At 62.2% G+C, this 21,371-nt stretch carries 8 protein-coding genes and 2 pseudogenes; 7 read left to right on the forward strand and 3 right to left on the reverse strand.

Translation table 11 applies throughout. The annotated features are described in order from the left end of the window. Window positions 1-542: 542 nt before the first annotated feature. The 4 genes and pseudogenes from NKH67_RS32025 (at window position 543) to NKH67_RS32040 (ending at window position 14,864) form a co-directional block, all read left to right on the forward strand. Window positions 543-7,772, forward strand: coding sequence for an RHS repeat-associated core domain-containing protein (locus NKH67_RS32025; RefSeq protein WP_353032761.1), 7,230 nt, complete (start codon window positions 543-545; stop codon window positions 7,770-7,772). A 512-nt stretch (window positions 7,773-8,284) separates the two neighbouring features. Next, complete coding sequence (locus tag NKH67_RS32030) at window positions 8,285-9,202, forward strand: NADP-dependent oxidoreductase (protein ID WP_353032763.1); 918 nt, start codon at window positions 8,285-8,287, stop codon at window positions 9,200-9,202. 839 nt (window positions 9,203-10,041) lie between these two features. Further along, window positions 10,042-11,465, forward strand: a pseudogene (locus NKH67_RS32035) (FAD-binding oxidoreductase). A 51-nt stretch (window positions 11,466-11,516) separates the two neighbouring features. After that, window positions 11,517-14,864: an AAA family ATPase gene (locus NKH67_RS32040; RefSeq protein WP_353032765.1), complete on the forward strand. Its 3,348-nt coding sequence runs from the start codon at window positions 11,517-11,519 to the stop codon at window positions 14,862-14,864. Window positions 14,865-15,465: 601 nt separating this feature from the next. Here the strand turns inward: NKH67_RS32040 and NKH67_RS32045 are convergent. Continuing rightward, a complete protein-coding gene (locus tag NKH67_RS32045; RefSeq protein WP_353032767.1) occupies window positions 15,466-16,479 on the reverse strand; it encodes an NADP-dependent oxidoreductase in 1,014 nt (337 codons plus the stop codon). 84 nt (window positions 16,480-16,563) lie between these two features. Here NKH67_RS32045 and NKH67_RS32050 point away from each other — a divergent pair, with 84 nt between their 5' ends. Continuing rightward, complete coding sequence (locus tag NKH67_RS32050; RefSeq protein WP_353032769.1) at window positions 16,564-17,496, forward strand: LysR family transcriptional regulator; 933 nt, start codon at window positions 16,564-16,566, stop codon at window positions 17,494-17,496. A gap of 539 nt (window positions 17,497-18,035) precedes the next feature. Here the strand turns inward: NKH67_RS32050 and NKH67_RS32055 are convergent. Further along, window positions 18,036-18,590, reverse strand: a complete 555-nt coding sequence (locus NKH67_RS32055) for a hypothetical protein (RefSeq protein WP_353032771.1) — start codon at window positions 18,588-18,590, stop codon at window positions 18,036-18,038. 650 nt (window positions 18,591-19,240) lie between these two features. Between NKH67_RS32055 and NKH67_RS32060 the strand changes: the two genes are divergently transcribed. Beyond that, window positions 19,241-19,471, forward strand: a complete 231-nt coding sequence (locus tag NKH67_RS32060; RefSeq protein ID WP_353032773.1) for a hypothetical protein — start codon at window positions 19,241-19,243, stop codon at window positions 19,469-19,471. A gap of 144 nt (window positions 19,472-19,615) precedes the next feature. Here NKH67_RS32060 and NKH67_RS32065 read toward each other — a convergent pair. Then, a pseudogene (locus tag NKH67_RS32065) lies at window positions 19,616-20,032 on the reverse strand (DOPA 4,5-dioxygenase family protein). 247 nt (window positions 20,033-20,279) lie between these two features. Here NKH67_RS32065 and NKH67_RS32070 point away from each other — a divergent pair. Beyond that, the gene (locus NKH67_RS32070) at window positions 20,280-21,287 is read left to right on the forward strand and encodes a LacI family DNA-binding transcriptional regulator (protein WP_353032793.1); all 1,008 of its coding nucleotides are present in this window, start codon (window positions 20,280-20,282) and stop codon (window positions 21,285-21,287) included. The last annotated feature ends 84 nt before the right edge of the window (window positions 21,288-21,371 follow it).

The raw sequence follows: 21,371 nt of genomic DNA on the forward strand, positions 1-21,371 counted from the left end.
CCCGACTAATTCTTTAGTTTCGCTGCCGCCGTTTTGAGCTTTTCGGGATCATTGCCGACGCGCTTGATTAGCGCCTCGGCCTGAGGCCGTGCTTCCTGCCTCCGGCCCTTCCATTCCCGATTTTCGCGCACAGCTCACAGGCAATAATCAAGAGCAGGAACGTGCCCTCAAATGCCGCCACAGCGTATCCGCTTTCTGCCATCGGCTTTAGAAGCCCGATATTCCGGTTCCGGTCCCTAAACGCCTGTCAGCTTCGCGCCGATATTGTTGAAAAGTCCGATACAGTTGACCGTGTCAGCCGGAAGGGCTTTGCTAGGGCGTGCGGAGACCTTGCGATGCTGTTTTCAATAAATTTTATTCGCTTTCGTCCTCTAGTCGGTTACGGTTTCGGTCTTCTCCTTACGTTTTCAACAGCCGGCGTCGCCTTCGCCGACCCGGTCGCGAGCTTCACTGGACCGGCAACGGGCGTGTTCACGACGCCGGGGAACGATGCCAGTGTCGATAGTGCCCGCGGAACGCTCAATTACACCTACAGTTTCGAGTTGCCGCAGGCGCGCGGACTCGCTCAGCCGCGCTTGTCGATCACCTATCGCTCTTCGGCCGGCGACGCGGAGGCGGGCTTTGCCTGGGGGCTCGATGTACCCAAGATCGAAAACCGGCCTCTGTCGGGCTGGCCCGAGAGAGGCAGCGGCGGCGCCGCATCGCGAGAGCGCTTCGCGATCGATGGCCGGCCGCTCGTCGCGATCTGTACGACCGGTGGTCCAAATGTCGATGTTCCCCCATGCGAACCCGACTTGCTGATCCCGAGTTGGGCACAACCCGGAGGTGCGGGTTGGATCTACTATCGCGAGCAGAACGACCGCAGCTTCAGTCGCTACTTCCTCAGTCCCGATCGGGCGACCTGGCGTGTCCAGCTCAAGGGCGGCGTCATCCAGGAGTTCGGACGGCCATTGCACATGGCCAATCTCGCGGGCGCCGCCTACGAGACCGATGGCAACACCATTGTGCGCTGGCGCCTCGTGCGCCAATTCGAGGCGGCGCGCCCCCAGAACGCGGTCGTCTATCGCTGGCGGGTTTATGGCAAGCGCGGCTTGCTCTACCTCACCGACATCTGGGACACGCCGCGCGCCGACGGAACGCTCGATGTCCGCCACTTCGCGCATCACACCCAACTCGGCTGGACAATCCCCGATTTCAGGACCATCTCATATGCGAGTCGCCTCAAGTCCACCCCCGACCTGAACTTGTCGGCGGTCGGCGTCACCAGTGCTAGCTGGGACGCCACAGGAACGCGCGACGTCATCCGGCTCTACAATCTCGTCTACATGCAACCGCGTACCGTACCGCTCCAGTATAGCGAGCAGGCGCCGCTGTTCCAGCATTCGTTCCTGCAAGCCATCGGGATGCAGGGGCGCTGCGGCTATCGGGAGACGGACGACGGCGATCTCCCCCGGCTGATCAACTGTCCCTATCTGCCACTCACCACCTTCACCTACCAAAAGCCGGGAGGCGACGCCTATGGCGGCACCTCGACCGATAATCCCGGCTATAATCCCGGTAGCTTCGGCGGCACCATTTCGAAAGTGAACGGCGCCGATCCCGGCATCGCCCAGCGAAACGGCGTTCTGCCCTATATCAACAGCGCTGCGGTTGTGGATTTCAACCGCGATGGATTGCCCGACCTCGTACAAAGCTGGGAGGCCGAAGCGGTGTGCTTCGGTAAGGCCGGGTATGTTCGCGTCCGGTTCCCCACCAATGGTCTGCCGTCGCAACTCGAATGTGTCAACGCCACCAGCGAACGTGTCATCCGAAGCACGCGCCCGATGATGGGCTGGCTCAACACCAGTACGTCGATTCAACCCGAGTTCACTTATCAATGCATGGATGGGGGCGGTGGGGCGCGCGGCACATTGCCGTGGTTCATCCGCGAAGGCCTTCCACCGTCCAACAGGCCGCGCCTCGCCAGCTTCCTTGCCGGACAGGGCGCGCCGACGATCCTCGGCAATTTCGGCGACAGCCCGCTCATTTGGGGAGGCGGCGAAGCCAGCTTCCGGCCGTTCCGAGCCACACGCGTGCCGGCCGAGGCGGCGTTTTGCGACAAGCCGGATACGACGCCCGGCTGGCGTTGGGAGCCTGGATCGTTCGATCTACAGGCGTGGCCGAAGAATACGGGCATACTGGGCAAGGAGGATGGGGTCAGCGGACCGCGCTGGTTCGCCGATATCGACGGCGACGGTCTCGTCGATCAGCTGGGCAGCGCCACCGGCTCGACCTTCAACGGATATCTCGACAATACGACACCCCTCTATACGCGCCAGTACGCAGAGGGCGAACGCTTTGCCGGGGGCGGTGCCGGACCGGCCCAGGTGCCGTTCGTCTCACCAGGCAATAACAACGCCCTCGTTCCGAGCACTCGCGCCCCGGCTGGAACGCGGTTCTTCTACACCGACGTGAACGCCGATGGCCTCACCGACCTGGCGTATTTCCCGCCGGTCGGTCCGCTTGTGGTCAGGCCGGGCGACGGACGCGGCAATTTCCGCTGCGACCCCGCGCGCGAGCCGCTGGGCTGCAGCGGAGACGAATATTTTGCAACCACACCCGACGCGGCGCCGTGGAACGTCACAGGTGTAGCCTGGAACCCGCGCTTCGAGCGCTACCTCCGCGACGTCAACGGCGATGGTCTTGCCGATGTCGTGATGTTTCGCGACGACACCAATCCGCAGCTGTCGGGCTTGGTTCAGCTCTGGATCAACGTCGATGGCCACACCTTCCGCTGCGCCACCGCGCCGGCCCCGGTGCCCTGCGTCGTCAGCCGGATGGTGGATGACGTTCATGGCTCGACGCTCTTTGGGGCTCACCGCGTCGATTTTGCCGACATGGATGGCAATGGCGTCGACGAGATGGTGCTGATGACGCCGGCCGGCGCTGCGGTCACGCAGTTTGAGCCCATCCTCTCCATAAGCGATTTCGGCTCGCCCCGCCTCGGTTTGCTCACCCGGGTCAGCAATGGCGTCGGTGCAATCACCGACATCAAGTATGCGAGTCTGGCGCAGTTGATGGCGCGCGCCAGCACGCCATGGAAGACTGTCGTGCCGACGCCGGCTTTGGTCGTCGACACGATTCGCACGCACAATGACGTGGCGCCGACCGAGACGGTTGCCGATCCGATCCGCTTCAGCAGACGCAAGGTCTACACCTATCGCGATCCTGCCTATGACAGCTGGACGCGTTCGTTCCTCGGCTTCCGCCAGGTCGACGTGCAGACTGGCGACGAATATGCCGTCACCCGTACGACCTATTGGTTTGGCCCCTGCCAACAGCCGACTATCACGCAGCAATGCCTTGGTGGCAGCGACAACGATCCCGAGGGACCGCGCACCGGCCTGCCGATCCGCATCGAACGTATTGTTGCGGGCACCGATCCCTACAAGCCGCAGGAGGTGCTCTCCTCCACCGACATGTCCTACGAGAACCGCGTTCTGTTCCAACGGGACCGCGAGCGCGACGTGCGAACGGCGTTCCTCGTCGGGCGCGAGACACGCGTCTATACGCCCAAGGGCCCGTTCGGTCCCGGGCTAGAGGAACAGGGAGGCGGCGGCGATGTTCGCGTGCACTCGGCGACGCAGAACGGCGTCGTCCCCGTTGCCGAAACGGCGAGCTACGACAATCTTGGGAATCTGATCAAGAGCCGGCGGCTTGGCCGGGTGCGCGACGGCGTGAACACCGGCGTCAGCAGCCCCGCCGGCCCTGATCCGGTCCTCGTCACCTGGCATGGCAGCCCCAGCGGCAGTGGCGGCGATATTCCCGGGCCGATGCGCTGCGACCGGGAGCTTTGGATCTGCTTTGACGAAGCGATCACCACCACTACCGACAAGGCGCAGGATCACGGCTACCAGACCCTCCGCAAGAAGCGGATCGGCTACACGTCGCAGGGCGATATCGCCTCCATCGAAGGCTGGCTCAATGCCGCCTACCCGCAGCTCAATCGCCATCATGTCAATGGCGCGGCGGTCGCTCCGTTGCCCACTGGCCTTACGACGGGCGCCGGCTGGCATCGGCTGCTCACCAGCAGCTACGACCAAACTTATGGCGGTCTGGTGCGCCAGCAATTGCCGGGCGACCCCGGTGGGTGCACCGGCTATGCCTATGACACGCCCTTCCGCCAGTTCGTTGCTACCGCCCGGCAGTATTACGCCGGATGCGAAGGCAGGGCGCTTGAACAGATCACGGCCTATGAACGCGCCTTCGGCTTGTTGTCTCGCTCAGTGGGACCGGCCGGGGAAACCACGTCGATCATCTACGAGACGTTCGGTCGTCCTCAAAAGGTCGAGTTGCCGCTTCCCGATGGCGCGTCCGCCGGTCAGACGGTCGAAACCTTCAACTTCACCTATGCCGACAACAAGGCGTTCAGCATGGTCTCGACGCTTCAGCATGTCGGGACCGACACGCTGGGGGCCGTCGACGTTGTCAATGCCCTTGGGGAACACATCGCCAAGATTCAGCTTATCGACACGAACTCGCTGCTGGTGAGGGACTGGGTGCAGCGGAACGGGTCGGGGCGCATCGCGACGCGCTATCAGCCGTTCCTCTCCAATGTCGCCACGATCCTCGCTGTTCCCGGCACATTCACGCTGAGCCCGGCCAGCGGCACGCTGAAACTCGAGACGTTCGAGGATTCATACGGCCGGCTGGACGCGGTGTTTCGAAATGGCGACCGCGTGCTGCGCTACGCTTATGAACCCTATGAGACCATTATCTCCAATGCTGCGCAGATCGCCGGCACGGACGGACGAACTCTCATCGAGCACGATGGGTTCGGGCGAATCGTCAAGTCGCTCGAGCAGCAGGGATCGGCGTCCATCGAGACGGAGCTGACCTACACGGCGACCGGCGAGGAGACAGCCGTCGCGCGCGGCAGCGGCGGAAGCCTACGCACCATCACCACGCGTGAGTTCGATACGCTGGGCCGGCTCGTTCGGCAGAGCAATCCCAACAGCGGTGCCTTCACCTATGGTTGGGACGATACGGGGCGGCTGGTCGGCACCAGCGACGCGCGTGGCTGCGGCGAAAATCTGTTCTATGATCGTCTCGGCCGGCTCAGGGGTGAGGATTATTCACCCTGCGAAAGGCAGCATGCGCCCTATTCGCCGGTCACCGGCACCTCCAGTGACGGCTTCGAGGTCGCCTACACATACGATCAGTATCCCGTGCCCGTCGCGTCCGACGGGACCTTCCAATCCGCGACCGGACTGGCCCTCGGCAAGCTCACCGAAATCCGCGACCGCGGCGCGCGCTCGCGCATGGGCTACGACAATCGCAGCCGGTTGCGCAGCCTGAGCCGCGCGCTGGCCGTTCCCGGCGCACCGGCGGGCACGTACTCGCTGCCCTTCCTGCAGCGCTCCGACTATGATCTGGGCGAGCGGTTGACGATGATCACCACCGGCGCTCGGACGCCGGAGCTGTCGGTGGGCGGGACGAGCCGGTTCACCTTCGCTCATCTCCCGCGGGGTTTGATCTCTACCATAGGTAGCTCATTCGGCACCATTCTGGACAATATCGAATGGGCGCCGACCGATATGATCACGCATCTGCGTTATGGCGATATCGCCACGACCGAGGCGAAGTTCCAGTACGACCCCATCGGACGGCTTTCCGACTATGCCGTCTCCCGATCCGCGCCGTTCATCTGGATGCGGCCGCCCGGGGACTACAGCCAGCCTGATGGCACGACGACGCAGACTGATCTGTTGCACCACGTCTATTCGTTCGATGTGCTGAACCGGCCCACTGCCATTGACGATCTGAGCGCGTCCATCTGGCCCAGCGGTGCCGACCCGCAACGCTTCCGACAATACGCGTACGATGATCTGGGGCGCCTGTTGTCCGCTGGTATCGCCTACACAAGCGGAGGAAGCTGGAGCAATCCATTCGGTGCCGAGGAGGCGGGTGAAAGCGCGTTCCAGTTCCCAACGCGCAAGGCGGCCAGCCGCGCCAAATTACTGAGCTTTGCGTTCGATGCGCAGGGCAATCTCAGCAAATCGACCGACGATCTCAACCTTCCGTTCGACCGATCGCTGGGCGCCACAACTCTCGGTACGCCCGCCGCGGTCTCCGACCAGCTGACCGAGGCCGCGGCGACGTCCGCGCAGTACGACCGGTCGGGAAATGTCACGCGATTGTATGTGACGCGCCGAAGCGACTGTGCGTCGACGGTCGTCACGTGCTCCCACCTCTTCGCCTTCGATTGGGACGAAGTGGGTCAACTCGAACGCTCACGCCGCTGGGACTTCCTGCCTGGCGGCATCCCGCTCCTCGGGTCGGGTGTCCCCGACGATACGCCGACATGGGACCGCCGCAATGGCTACAGCCTGGGCCAGCGCGTTCTTTCCGGACTGGCCCCCAGGACTGGGGCCACACACTACGATCTCGATCCGCTGGGGACCTTGCACATCAGCGGTGCCACAGTTCTGTCCGACGACTTCCAGATCGGCGCGGACAATGAAGAGGTGCGCCTCTCAAATATCGCCTCGATCCGCTACGACGCCGTTGGTAGTTTGCCAAAGCTCTCCTCCGCGCAGCAGCTGCACGTCTTCTTCCACATCCCGGACGCGCTCGGTTCACCCACCGTGACCATCGATGGTGGGACGAGCGAGGTCGTCGAGCGGACCACCTATTTGCCGTTTGGCGCGACCGACAGCGATTATCGTCCGCAGCGCTGGGGATCCTACCGCAATACGCGCCGCTTCATCGGCAAGACCGAGGATCCCGAGTCTGGACTTCTCGACTTTGGGACCCGGTTCTATTCTCCCTATCTCGGCCGGTTCCTCAGCCCCGACCCCTTGTCGGTTCACGCGCTAGATCCCGACGGCAATGCCTACGCCTATGCTGCGGGCAATCCGATCGGCAATCTCGATCGCAACGGCCTCGACCCCTATACCGACGCCAATGGCGTCGTGCATATGGATCCGGCCTATATCAATGGCACGCCACCGCCACCGCCACCGCCCGCTCCTCCGACACCGCCCCCCACCGCTGGATCCCAGGCGACTCATGCGGGAGCCGCAGGTGTGCTGCCGCTCGACGGCAATACGGCCCTCAATGCGGCGATCGACAATGACCAGCCCATCCACATTCCCTTCACGGACAATTCCTTCTTCACGATCAACCATACAAGGAACGAGATGCTGAACGGCATCATCAACGGCCTTATCGACCAGGCCGATCCGCTCGGGCTGGTCGATGGCGTGCGCACCGTCTCGGGCGGCAAGGCGGATTTGCGCGCGGCGGTGCATCAGGAGACGGGCGGCGATTCAAACGATGAGAGTAAGACCGTCGGCCGCGTTGCGCTAGTCCTGCCGCTGATCTGGAACATCCGCGGCTGGGCGGAGATTTCCGCCTTTGCCGCAGAAGACGCCAAGCTCGTCTCGATCATGAGAAACGTCGAGGCGCTGGAAAGCGCCAAGACCACCCAGCAAACCATCGCCGTAGCGGTCGGACGCGATGGCAGCATCGCCGTCGCGACATCTCGTGCCGGCTTCCTGCCGGCGACCGAAGCCTGGATCAAGTCGCAGGGTTACATTGTTTCCATACTCGAACACACGCATGCCGAAGGCACCGTCATCTCCGGATCGGGAGGCGCCTTCGTTCCCTATCGCGGCGTCGCCTCCAACATCATCTGCGGACAGTGCACCACCTGGATTCAGGACGGCCTGGGCGGCGTGCGCACCGGCCCCCGCTCATTCTTCTTCCCCCTTAGCCTGCCACGCGAGTAGACGAGCAGACCGGCAGATGTGGGGAGGTCTCGGAGGCGTGCCGCGTCGGGGCTCGGCTATGCCGGAGCGCACCTGCCGGTCGCCGAATGCGCTCATCCGCCTCGGTCGGCGCAAGGGGGCCGAGCGGCAACCGGCCCGCTACCGCGCCATTGTCACCAGGCGTCACCATCCGTGTATCGAACGCGGCTAGTCTAGCATCACGCCCACCACTCGCGCCTTGCGCCGCACATTGAGAGCCTGCGCCAGGCAGGAATGCCGGAACGATAGGGTGGACGAAAAATGGCCGCGTCAGTTCAAACAATCGGCCCGTTCCGCACGACGGGGACCAGATGCTCCACCCGTCAACGTCTACATTGATCGAGGGGCCACTGGTTAGTGTCTGCCTTGGGCCTACGTACATCGGCTGCGCAATGGTACCATCATTCCCGCCAATCTTGGTCCTGTTTCATGACCAGAGCCGGACATATCTACTGGGCCATGACGCGTGACAAATGAGCGAGGAGACAATTCCGATGAAGGCAATCGTAGTAACGGATCGGGCCGCGGGAACGGCCGGGATGAAGCTGGCCAAGCGGCCCGAGCCGCAGGCAGCGATAAACGACGTCATCGTTCAGGTTCATGCGTCAGGGTTTGTTCCGACTGAGCTGACGTGGCCCTCGACCTGGACCGATCGTGTCGATCGTGAGCGGACGCCATCGATCCCCGGGCACGAGTTGGCCGGTGTGGTCACCGCCCTCGGCTATGGCACCACGGGGCTGTCGGTCGGGCAGCGGGTCTTCGGCCTCGCGGACTGGTATCGTGACGGCACCCTGGCGGAGTATGTAGCCATGGAAGCACGCAACCTCGGGCCACTGCCGGGCGACGTCGACTTCACGGTGGGCGCGAGCCTGCCAATCTCGGGCCTGACTGCGTGGCAGGGACTGTTTCAGCACGGCCGCCTTCAGGCGGGGCAGAGCGTCCTCGTGCACGGTGCGGCCGGCGCAGTCGGTTCGATGGTAACGCTACTCGCACGAGAGGCCGGCGCCTACGTCATTGGCACCGGACGCTCTGCCGACCGTCAGAAGGCGCTCGACTTCGGCGTGAAGGAGTTCGTCGACCTCGAGAACGACGCCCTGGAAGACGTCGGCGGCGTCGATCTGGTGTTCGATATCATCGGCGGCGACATCGGGAAGCGGTCCGCGGGCCTGGTTCGATCTGGAGGAACGCTGGTGTCCATTGTCGGGTCGGTCGAGGTGCGGCCCGCCGACGGCTTGGCGATCGACTTCGTTGTCGAGTCCGATCGTGCCCAACTGAGTGAGATCGTCCAGCGGGTGCGGGACGGGCGGCTACGGGCAAACATCGGCAACGTCTCGACCCTCGATGACGCCGTCGCCGCATTCAACTCGACCGAGCGACGCACGGGGAAGACGATCATCCGCGTTCGTCCGTGAGGGCCTGGGGACGGCGAGCGGTTCTGCCCTCATTGGAGTCTGAACAGGTTGGTAGCGGCACGGAAGTGCGCCGCTCCTCTCGGAACTGTTCGGCCGCTTCTTCGCGCATCCCTACCTGCAAGTGCATCGTGATTTCGTCTGGTCCGCTGCGATCGATGGCGACCATTTCCATCTCTCGCCGAGCTGGCAGATCAGTCGCAAGCCGCGTTCGCAAGCCGAGATGCCCGACTGGATCTGCGCTCGGCCCGGTGAACTGGCGATCGGAGAAGCCAAGGGCTCCCATCAGAAGAGCAACGCGACGCGTGGGGGTATGCCGGCCCGATGAAGACCGCCGAGACCAAATCAGAGGTGTGCGCGTGCAAAGAGGGTGCGCCCCGGCCTGCGAACGACGTCGCAATCCAAGCGGGTGAAGGGATGGGCAGTGATGTCGCGCTGGGGCCTCGCCAATCCTCCGCGCGACCCTTTCCTCTAGGCCCTCGACCGGAGACCGATGGCGAGAACCTCAACCCCGAGGAGATCGATGAGCTCGTGCAGGCCGTCGCCCAACAGACCGCGATTGGTCTCGGCCTCCTGAAGGCGTTCGATGACGACCGCGCCCGTGCCCCGTCACTGTGTCCGCGTCGCCGACGACCAAGAGAAGCGGTTCTTCGGGGGAGCAATCATCACGCCCTTTGGCCCGCTCGACGTGGCTGGCCTGCTTTGACCACCGCAGACATTACATTCTTCCCAGACATATCGATTCGCGTGCTGATGCCATTTCCGATACTATTCGCGAAAGAACAGATGAGAAGGGGGCCACCCGGCTCACGCGCTCATTGAGTATGGGGAGGGGTGGCTGCATGACCGAGGTTCAATTCACCAACCTAAAGGGGGGGACGGTCGCCCTTTCAACCGAAACTCTAATAGCGCTACGACCGCAGCTTCGTGGCACCTTATGCCTGAAAGACGAAGCCGGTTACCACGAGGCGCGTACGATCTGGAATGCCATGATCGACCGGCGGCCAAGCGCGGTAGTGCGCTGCCACGGCGCAAGTGACGTGATCCAGGCAGTGCGCCTCGCCCGCGACAACGGTTTACTTGTCGCGGTGCGCGGCGGAGGCCACAACATTGCCGGAAATGCGGTCTGCGAGAGGGGTCTCTTGATCGACTTGTCGCCAATGCGCTCCGTCCGTGTCGATCCGAAAAACCGAACGGCGCGAGTGGAGCCGGGCGTTACGCTCGCTGAGTTCGACAAGGAGGCGCAGGCCTTCGGTCTTGCTACGCCGCTGGGCATCAACTCGACGACGGGGTCGCCGGGCTCACACTTGGCGGCGGCTTCGGGTGGCTGAGTCGTAAATTCGGATTCACGGTAGACAATCTGATCTCCGCGGATGTGGTAACCGCTGACGGCGCTCTCGTTCAGGCAAGCGCGGCGGAGAACGGCGACCTTTTCTGGGCCATTCGCGGTGGTGGCGGCAATTTCGGAGTGGTAACATCGTTCGAGTTCAAACTGCATCCGGTCGGTCCCGATCTAACGTCGGGACTAATCGTTCACCCATTTGCCCGCGCTCGGGAGCTTCTGGCCGGCTATAGCAAGGTGGCGGCGGCCGCTCCCGACGACCTCACCGTCTGGGTGGTATTGCGCAAAGCGCCGCCCCTGCCGTTCCTGCCGGCCGAGGTACATGGTAAGGAGATACTGGTCTTCGCCGTTTGCTACGCTGGCGATCCAGGGAAGGCGGAGAGCGCGTTGGCGCCGCTTCGTGCGCTCGGCGAGCCGATCGCTGACGTGATCGGCGTGCAGCCCTACGCAGCGTGGCAGTCTGCATTCGATCCGCTGCTCACACCTGGGGCCTTCAATTACTGGAAGTCACACAACTTCTCCGCTCTCAGCTACGGACTGCTTGACACAGTGGTCGAGGCGGTCTGGACGTTGCCCACGGGGGAATGCGAGATCTTCATCGCCCAACTCGGCGGCGCCAGCAGCCGCGTGGCCACTGACGCAAGCGCTTATCCTCATCGCGATGCTAACTTTGTGATGAATGTACACACAAGGTGGCGAGACCGCAGCGACGAAAAGGCGTCCATCAAATGGGCTCGCGAACTCTTTGCGGCGACCGCGCCGGACGCGACCGGTGGTGTCTACGTCAATTTCATGCCGGAAGATGAAACAGACAGAATAGCGGGGGCTTACGGCGGCAATCACGTGCGCTTAGCGTCACTGAAGGCCAAATACGATCCGGACAATCTCTTCCGGCTGAACCAGAACGTCACGCCGCAAGCGTAGCAGACGACGGACTGCATTCGAACCGTCTAGCGGAGGGCGCACGGAGGCGACTTGGACATCGGACAATGGCTACGCGACCTCGGCCTGCAGTCTTATGAGCAGGCGTTTCGTGACAACGGGATCGACCTCGATGTCTTGCCCCGCCTAACGGCGGACGACCTGAAGGAGATTGGTGTTTCGGCGGTCGGCCACCGGCGGAAGATCCTTGACGCGGTTAGCGCGCTCGAGGCAGTGCGGCCCGTGGCGGCAGGCCCAAAGATCCCCGATCAGGCAGAGCGACGACACCTCACGGTGATGTTTTGTGACCTCGTTGGATCGACGGCTCTCTCCGCCCGGCTCGACCCTGAGGACTTGCAGGAATTGCTGCAGGTTTATCACGCACGCGTCGGGGACGTCGCCGGGCGGCACGGGGGATTCTTGGCCAAGAACCTGGGCGATGGCGCGCTCATCTATTTTGGCTACCCGCAGGCCCATGAGAACGACGCTCAGCGGGCGGTGCGGGCAGGGCTCGCGCTGGTCGAGGGCGTTTCAGAACTGATGGCGGTGGGCGATCATCTCAGCGCGCGTGTTGGCATTGCTACCGGGCTGGTGGTGGTCGGGGACCTTGTCGGCGCAGGCGAGGCGCAGGAGCGAGGCATAGCGGGCGAGACGCCCAATCTCGCGGCGCGGCTTCAGAGTTTGGCCGAGCCCGGCGCTGTGATAATCGCCGACACCACCCGGCGGCTTCTCGGCGACTTGTTCGAACTCGTTTCCTTAACCCCATCGGCGCTCAAGGGCTTCTCCCAACCAGTGCCGGCCTGGAGAGTGATCGGCGAGGGACGGGCGGAAAGTCGATTTGAAGCGCTGCACGGCACGCAGCTCACCCCGCTCGTCGGCCGCGCAGAGGAGCTTGACCTCGTGCTGTCGCGCTGGCGGCAAGTAAAGGAGGGGGCCGGGCAGGTGGCGCTCATTTCAGGCGAGCCGGGCATCGGCAAGTCGCGGCTAGTTCTTGCGCTGCGCGAACGGCTGCAGGGAGAGTCGAAGGCATCGCTTAGCTATGCTTGCTCGCCGCACCATACGAACAGCGCGCTCTTCCCGTTTGTTACGCAGCTCGAGCGAGCATTGGGATTTTCGCCAGATGATGCCTCAGAGGTAAGGCTCGAAAAGCTTAAATCGCTGCTGCAGGAAACGGCTACAGAGCCGACCCTGTCAGTGGCGCTCTTTGCTGACTTGCTCGGAATTGCGAACGGCTCGGGGCACGTACTGGCGGCGATGGCGCCGCTGGAGAGGAAGGGGCTTCTTTTCCGGGCTTTTCTCGCGCAGATCGAGCGGCTGACAGCGGGCGGCCCGGTGCTGGTGATGCTGGAAGACGTGCACTGGCTAGATCCGACTTCGCGGGAGCTTTTCGATCAAATGGTCGAGCGCCTTCAGCGTCTGCCGGTGCTGTTCGTCGCGACGTTTCGCCCCGACGTGCCGCCACCCTGGATTGGTTTCCCACATGTCATGCTGCTTACGCTGAACCGTCTGGCGCAAGCGCAAGCCCGATCGCTTGTCGAGAGGGTCACTGGCGGCAAAGCGCTCCCTCGGGAAGTGCTCGACCAGATCTTGGCGCGGACGGAGGGCGTACCGCTCTTCACCGAGGAACTGACTAAAGTCGTGCTCGAATCCGGATTGCTCCGGGATGCTGGCGATCGCTACGTTCTCGACGGCCCCCTCCCGCTGCTGGCGATACCTGCAACGCTGCACGACTCACTAATGGCGCGTATCGACCGGCTCTCCTCAGTGAAAGAAGTAGCCCAGATCGGTGCCTGTATTGGCCGAGAGTTCGAGCACGAGCTGCTCGCGACGGTTGTCCCACTGCCGGGGGCCGAGTTGACAACTGCGCTGGATCGTTTGGTCGCGGCGGAGCTGGTTTTTCGCCGCGGTGTTCCGCCGGCGGCAACCTACATTTTCAGGCATGCGCTGGTGCGTGACGCTGCTTATCAAAGCTTGCTGCGCCGGCGCCGCCAGCAATTGCATGCGAGGATTGCCAACGCGCTTGAAAGAGATTTTCCGCAAACGATCGAGGCTAGGCCCGAGCTCGTCGCCCATCACTTCCAGGAGGCAGGACTCCTTGAGAAGGCGGTCGGATACTGGTTGCTGGCGGGCCGTTTGGCGGCCGCCCGCTCGGCTAACGTGGAAGCAATCGCACATCTGCGATCGGGGCTCGCAAGCCTTGCGTCGCTACCTATCGACGAACTGCATGCGCAATTGGAGCTGTCACTGCAACTGGCGCTCGGCGGCCCATTGCTGGCCACTAAGGGGTTTGCATCAAACGAAGCTGAGGCAGTCTACCAACGCGCCCAGCAATTGAGCCGGGAGCTTGGCAACGACGCGGATCTCTTCACCGCGATACGAGGGCTTGGATATGTCTATCACGTGCGCGCAAATTTCCGCGAAGTTCCGCAGTTGATCGACGAGGCGATCGCCCTTGCGCGTCGAATTGGTGACCCTGCTGTGCTCGTCGAAGCTTACTATTTCGCCGGAGCACCGACATTCCATCTCGGCACATTTCAGGCCGCTCGCGATTGGATTCAGCAAAGCATGGAAGTTGGCGACTATCGCGGCCGTTTTCATTCGGAGGTATATGGTATCAATTTGGGTGTTTTCAGCCGCTCATATATCGGCCATTGCGACTGGCATCTCGGCTTTCCCGACCGCGCCCTGCAAACCGCCAAGGAAGGGCTCGCAATCGCACGGGAACTCGCACACCCCTTCAGTTTGGCGATTGCGCTCGATTACCTCGCAATGATGCATCAGTTCCGACGCGAGCCGGAGGCGGCGCTTAGGATCGCTGAGGAGGCGCGCGAACTCTGCCAGGAGTATCGGTTCGACTACTACGGGGCATGGAGCGCGCTAGTGCGGGCATGGGTCATAGCAGAGCAAGCCCCGTTCGAAGAAGGGCTTGCGGTTTATGAGGCGGCATTGGTCGAATTCGAGAAGACCGGGGCCCTCGTACGAATGCCGCACTATCTTTGCCTGCTGGCCGCCATTCATCGTAAGGCTGGAAGACGTGCCTCCGGGCTCAGATGTGTAGCCGAAGCGGCGCAGATCGCTGAGAGAACTCTGGAGAGCTGGTGCGATGCAGAGCTCGAACGCGAGCGCGGCGAACTATTGCTTCTTGACCCTAGTGACCAGGCCCGCAGTCAAGCCGATTCTGCCTTCAAGCAGGCAATCGAAATCGCCGTCGCTCAGGGCGCAAAGATGCTTGAACTGCGGGCTAGCACTGCCCGCGCTCAGCTCTGGGCTGCGCGTGGCGAACCCCAGAGGGCCTTTGACACGCTGTCGCCAGTCTGTGGCTGGTTTACGGAGGGCTTTGAGACGCCCGACCTGCGCTTGGCCAAGACGCTGCTTGGTGAGTTGCGACAGTCTGAGCACTGAGAGGGGCGCGACTCGACCGGCCGCACTTTCAATTCCAACGCGGAGGCTCAACATTGGAAGGGGGCGAACGTCTGCTCCTGAGCCGGCAAGGTCTGCCGTGTGTGGTGAACGGTCCGGCAGCTATCAGGACAAGAGAAGCGCTGTCGATAGCTGCCGTCCACGTGCCCCGGTTGCGAGCGCAGATCTGCAGACGATCCGACTGCCGCTCTACGCTCGCCGGCGTACTTTGCTACTCGTCCATCAAGCCACGTTCGCTCAGGACGTCGTACTTGAGAATTTCACCCCTAATGGTGTCGCCCCATCGACCAACGAACGCCATCGTGTCGGTAGCATGGAGATGTGCAGTGAGTGCGGCCTGGTCTCTCCATCGTTCGGCGATCAGGAGGCGGCCGGCAAGCGGATCGTCCACAGCCGAGTCATAGGAAAGTTTCCGTCCCGCTGCCGCGTAGCGATGGCGAGGTTCTGGAGATCCTGGACAAACTCGGCGACCGACGAGGGCTCGACGTACATATAACCGGTAACAATCAGCATCATGGCTTGCCTTGGTGGATCCCGCTCGGCCGTCTGCACTTCCGACGATCGGGCGGCTGACAGCAACAAATCAGACGGCCAGCACGATCTTGCCTTGAATACTGCCGTCGGCGGCGCGCTCATGTGCGCGCGATGCCTCGGCCAGCGGGAATGTGCTGTCGATGACGACACGCACAATCCCGTCGTCGAGCAGGTGGGCGGCTTTTGCCAACTGCGCGCCAGTGGATCGAACCTGTGTAGTTGAGACCGTGATCCCCAGCTTCTCTGTCTCCTCGTGACCAGCGAAGCCCAGCGGGTTGACCAGGAACAGCGCGCCACCCGGCTTCAGAACATGGAAGAAGCGCTCCATGTCCGCGCCGCCCACCGCGTCGAGGACAAGGTCGACGTCTCGGACGACATCTTCCGCCCCGGTTGTCTTGTAGTCGATGAACTGATCCACGCCGAGATCGCGCATCAGCGCCTCGTTCTTGGCCGATGCCACCGCGATGACGCGAGCGCCCCGCCATTTCGCCAACTGGACGGCCAGATGCCCGACACCGCCTCCGGCACCGTTGATGAGCACCGTCTTGCCGTCGAGGGGCACCGGCTCATGCCCGAAGGGCTGGAACGGATTCGGCTCGTCGTGGCCAAGTTCGATCAAGAACTGCCATGCCGTCAGAAGCGACATCGGCGCGCCGGCCGCATGAATATGGTCGATGCCGGCTGGTTTCAACGCAACATGCGATGCCGGCACACTGACATAATGCGCGTAGGCATTGCTACCCGTCATTAGGTCATCGGGAAAGCGAACCATTGCATAGACCTCGTCGCCGATGCTGAACTCAGCGACGTCGGCGCCAACAGCTTCAATGACGCCCGACACGTCCGTGCCAAGAATCAGTGGGAAGGATGCGTTGGGTCGCCATTCTGGCGGCAGTGCGCGATAGCCGTCCCGCAGATACCAGTCGGGCGGATTAAGCCCTGCCGCCTGGACGCGGACAAGCACCTCGCCGGGCTTCACATCCGGCCTCGGCGCGTCTTCGTACACCAGCACCTCGGGACCACCGAATGCGTGCAGACGGACTGCCTTCATCTTGTCGCTCATTGGTCAAATCTCTCAATCGTCGGAGCGAATCTAGCGGCATCACTGCCGGTTGATAATCGTTGCCGATGGCGCTTAAGTAATGCCATGGCGGAACATATTGCTTTGGATCGGCTCACTGGCATCATCGCCTTCGCGCGTGCCGGATCGCTGGGCAGCTACACGGCAGCGGCGCGCGCGCTGTCGATTTCCCCGTCGGCGGTCAGCAAGAGCATCCAGCGGCTCGAGCGGCATTTAGGGGTGTCGCTGTTTACCCGTACGACGCGCTCGCTCACCTTCACGCCCGAAGGGCGCGACCTGCATGAGCGCGCGCTGCGTCTGCTACGCGAGGCGGAGGAAATCGAGCAGGCGGCAATGACCGCGCGCTCCGAACCATCGGGCACGTTGCGCGTCGCCGCGTCGCTGCCGATCGGACTCCACGTGATCGCTCCCGCTTTACCGGCTTTCCGCCGGCTCCACCCGAACCTGGTCGTCGATCTCAGGCTGGGTGACCAGATCGTGGACATGATTGAGGAAGGGATCGATGTCGCCGTACGCATCGGTGATCTGGCTGACACCCGGCTACTATCACGCAAGCTCGCACCCCATCGGCTTTGCTGCTTCGCCTCGCCAGCCTATATCGAGGAACGCGGCACCCCGACCCATCCCGATCACTTGGAAGGGCACGACACCGTCAATCTTCGCTATCAGAGCACAGGCCAGACCTTTCGCTGGCCCTTCCGGATTGGCGACCGTGAAATCGAGATCGTGCCCAATTCCGGTGTGATCGCCGATGGCAGCGATGCCGTGCTCATCATGCTGGCAGCCGGCGGTGGGATAGGCATGGGCGCCTCCTTCATGGCGGCTCCCTATGTGAAGGGCGGCGAACTGGTCCCAGTGCTGTCCACGTTCGCGGTCGAGCGAAATAACGTCACCGTGCTCTGGCCGGCAAGCCGACGCGCCAACCCCGCGGTGCGCGCCTTTCTGACAATGCTCGACGCCGCTTTCATGCAGCGAATGGCAGCTTCAAGCATCGACTGATCTGGCGCGGAAGGGTCGCTTATGGGCGAAAGCGGTCAATCACTGCTGTTTGGCTGAACGGCAGCTATTCCGGGCAGAACGTCCAAAAGCTGCTATTCGGTTTCGGTCCCCAATGGGTCGCTGTAGGGCTCTACAAATGGCTATTAACTGGGCTTCTTGGAAGCTTTCGAACTTTCTGTCTGGCACCTCCACCCGAATTGCGCGGGCGCGCGATGGAGGCTGGGATGTCAGAAGTGCACTGTGACAATCTTAATCGACGCGTTCGACTGTCTGGTTTAGATCGAGGGCGCGGCGTTTTCGATCCAGCTCAGTTCAACCGGTCACGACATTTTTGTTAGGCTTCATGCCGTCGACGCTCCCAAGCGACGAGAATCGGGTATGTGCGCGATCCATCACCCCCATGGCCGACAACCACATAGCCTACCCGCATGACTGAACATTCGCATACCAGACTGCTCTCCCGAAAAATCTCTGATTTCTGCCGTCTTCGTCTCGACCCTCTGCTCCCTCCTAAACAAAGCGTGTGCATCAGAGAGTTTCTACTCCACCTCATCTCCAGCGCTCAAACTCCGCCGCGAAAGCTCCGGCGCTATGATTGGCAAGAAATCAGCTTTCAATGCCGCCTCGACGACAGCGCGATGCGAACTGCAGGGGTGCAATCGAGCGGGCACTGGATGCAGTCGTTCGAAACACGGGAGCTTCGTCGAAGCGGGCGACCATCGGCTCTTCCCGCAGCGCCAAAGCTTCTTATCCTTGTCCTCCAGGTCTACCGAAAGCAGCAATTTTGCCTTGCGGGCTTCCTCGACCGCGATTCCGGCACGCTCAAGCTTGATTTGCCCAGCCACCTGGTTGGCGATGTCCTCTTTGGCGGCGACGATCTCGGCCTGCTGGCGCTTGAGCTCCTCTTCTCTGGCAGCCATCGATGCCTTGCTCTGCGCCAGGCGCATTTCGTATTCTTCACGCGTGGCGGCAATCAAAGGGGCCGCGAGCGACTCATTGAGCTTGATTTCCGTCTTGCAGCTTGGGCAGCTGATTATCGGTTCATTGAGAATTCTGTCCCCCTGCAGCATGGTATTGATGAGCTGGACGGTCATCTGCGCGCTGCCTCCCTGAGGAATCAGTTAAAGGACACGCCAGACCATATCCCGCCACCCGTTTTCGGAAAAGAACAAAGAGTGAACTGATGGATTATCCCCGCCGCAAAGCTAGGGGAGGCCCGCTTCTTTCACTTTGTTTTGCGGAACGATCGCCTGCGCGAGCGGCAGCAATCTCAGCCTCGACTCGATTGCCACGGAGGTCGATTACCCTCGACGTGTATTTCCGAAATGTCGAGATCGCATGCAAATGCCGAATTCCGTCCTTTTCGCCTGGACGGAGCTGAAAGTTCGCTGGGCTGATTCTTTCATTGCACCGGCAATTCCGCCAGCTATTTCAGCTTCCCGTTTCCGTTCGAAACTGAAATCTCTATCCGCGGTGATTGAGACCGTGATGTCGTCAAGTTCACGCGCTTTGACGCAACGAAGACCTTCATCATCCGTGATGCGAAAGGCAGCAATGCGCTTCAACTCGGACCTGGAGTCCAATTTTGCGGTAGCCCGAAAGCAGACATCTCCATCGTCCAGTTGGGGGTTGGGTCGCGCCAGGAACCTGCTATGCCGGTAGAAACGACTGACGGTCTCATCGGTATCGGCGGCGCCGCGAATCTGTGGTAAGGCGCCGCTCAACCAGCGAAAGGATGACACCTATGAGCGAACCGACCGTGGCCCAGGCGACCGAAAGTATCTATGCCTCGCTCCGGGCGGACAATGCCGACATCGATGCACATATCGCGACGCTTAAGGCGGCGCTGACCCGAGAAGGAATAAAACAGGCGGTGTTCGATCCGACCAAGTTGGCGCAGAACAACCGCTCGGGCCGCAAGTTGATGCAGGCCTATTTTCGGCAGCGCGACGTCAGCGTGAGGTTTTCGGACTAGTAGAGCCGCGCGCGAGTGATCCCAATCGCGCCCTTAGGAGTTTCTCGGGCCGGTCCGGCATTTCGCCATCCTGGACGTCGGGACTGCGCCGCATCTCGGCCGTAGAGATCAGCTTTGCCGCTTCCCGGGTGACCACACTGCAGGTCAGTTGCGCCAAGAATTGTATGCCGGTTGCGACGGGTTGGTGTTGGGCGGCAGCGCCTCTTCCGCCTCATGACGTCTGTAAGGATATCGCCGTTTACTGCTAGCGGCCGGCCTAATGGTCGCGCCGGGGGTTAGTCGTATTCGGGTGAATGAGTATGCTGAGACCCTTATGGTTCAACATCAGCCACGGAACGAGTGAAGCGAAAATCTCGTTCGCAAATGAGACCTGGTACATTGCCTGGTCATGCGGGCCGACTTCTGCTCGTGCCAATTGCCAAGGCGTACTCGGAAATGTTCTCCGATGTGAAGACGCAGCCATCCGGCATGTTGCCGCTCAGTTTGCCCGTCGTAATAGACATGGGCATGATAGCTGGCTATGTCCGCGAGCGGCCTTGGACTGACGGTGTCCTCGTTCACCTCAATGTTTCCTTCGATGATTGTCGCGCCCCGCAGAGTGGCCGGGCTTCAATTTTCTCGTTCCCGGAATGCACGGGTAACCCCAGAAGCCGACATTCTCAAAGCTCAGGAGCAACCGACAGCCGGACCGGTGCATTCGATGACCTACATCCTTGGGATGTGCCCTTTGAGGAGTCGGCAAATCATCGGTCTTTAAAAAACGGACTCGGCTGGCTAGGCTTCGGCTTCGTGACTGGGAGGTGACCAGATTCCAAAGCCCACCTTTCTTGACATCGCCCGCCGCGCCGGGGTTGGCACGGCGACGGTTGAGCGCGTGCTGAACGGCAGGGGTGGCGTCACGCCTGCCACTGTCGACAAGGTCGTCGCCGCCGCTCGCTCGCTCGACTATCCTCGCCGCTTGCCGGAAGCTCATCACGGGGTGATCAGGATCGAGGTCATCCTGGTGCGTCCGGACGCCACCTTCTTTGCCCGACTGTCTCGCGCTTTCGAGCGCATCGCCGCGACGCTCGATCGTTCCATCGCCGTCCACCGCACCTTTCTCGACGAGGCGGACCCGGCGGCGATCGCCAGGCGCATCCTTGATCCGGACATGCGCCGCGCCGGCCTGATCCTCGCAGTTCCCGACCACCCGCTGGTTGGCGCCGCCTTGAGGAAACTCGAGGCCGAAAACATCCCGACCGTACAGATTGTCACTGAGATTTCCGGCACCAGCGGGGCCTATGTCGGTATCGACAATTATGCCGCCGGGCGCATGGCAGGGCTGTTGTTGTCGCGCATGCAAAGGCGGCCAGGCAAGGTGGTGGCGGTCTGCCACAGCCAGATCTACCGCGTGCACCGCGACCGCGTGCGCGGCTTCTTCGACTACCTGATGGAGACGGCGACCGAACATTTCGAACCGATCGGGGCGCTGTTCGGCCATGACGATGGAGACCGCAACGCTGAGCAGCTTCTTGAAGCCTTGAAGCGCTGGCCGGACCTTGCCGGCCTCTATAATGCAGGCGGCGCCAATTCGGCGCTCAACGATGTCCTGCGCCGAAATCCGCTCGGACGCCAGGTCTTCTTCGTCGGCCACGAGCTCACCGAGCGCAGCGCCGTTGCACTTCGCGAGGGTACGATGGATGTCGTGCTCGACCAGGCACCCGAGGCGCAGGCGAGGCGAGCCATGGACCTCGTGCTGGCGACATTGAACCTGCACGACCTGCAAGTCGAAAACCCGCCGATCCGCTTCGTTACCTTCACTGCCGAGAATCTTTGATCTGATTTGATCAAGGTAGGGCGAGCTTCGCCTCCGTCACGGTGCTAACTACTGCAACGGACGGGCGATCGCATATGAAGTTCG

The sequence above is a fragment of the Mesorhizobium sp. M0968 genome (genome assembly GCF_040319065.1).
GTDB lineage: Bacteria > Pseudomonadota > Alphaproteobacteria > Rhizobiales > Rhizobiaceae > Mesorhizobium.

Coding starts and splice junctions, on each gene's coding strand:
- NKH67_RS32030 (WP_353032763.1), top strand. CDS start 8,285: ATGAAGGCAATCGTAGTAACGGATCGGGCCGCGGGAACGGCCGGGATG.
- NKH67_RS32045 (WP_353032767.1), bottom strand. CDS start 16,479: ATGAGCGACAAGATGAAGGCAGTCCGTCTGCACGCATTCGGTGGTCCC.
- NKH67_RS32050 (WP_353032769.1), top strand. CDS start 16,564: ATGGCGGAACATATTGCTTTGGATCGGCTCACTGGCATCATCGCCTTC.
- NKH67_RS32055 (WP_353032771.1), bottom strand. CDS start 18,590: ATGACCGTCCAGCTCATCAATACCATGCTGCAGGGGGACAGAATTCTC.
- NKH67_RS32060 (WP_353032773.1), top strand. CDS start 19,241: ATGAGCGAACCGACCGTGGCCCAGGCGACCGAAAGTATCTATGCCTCG.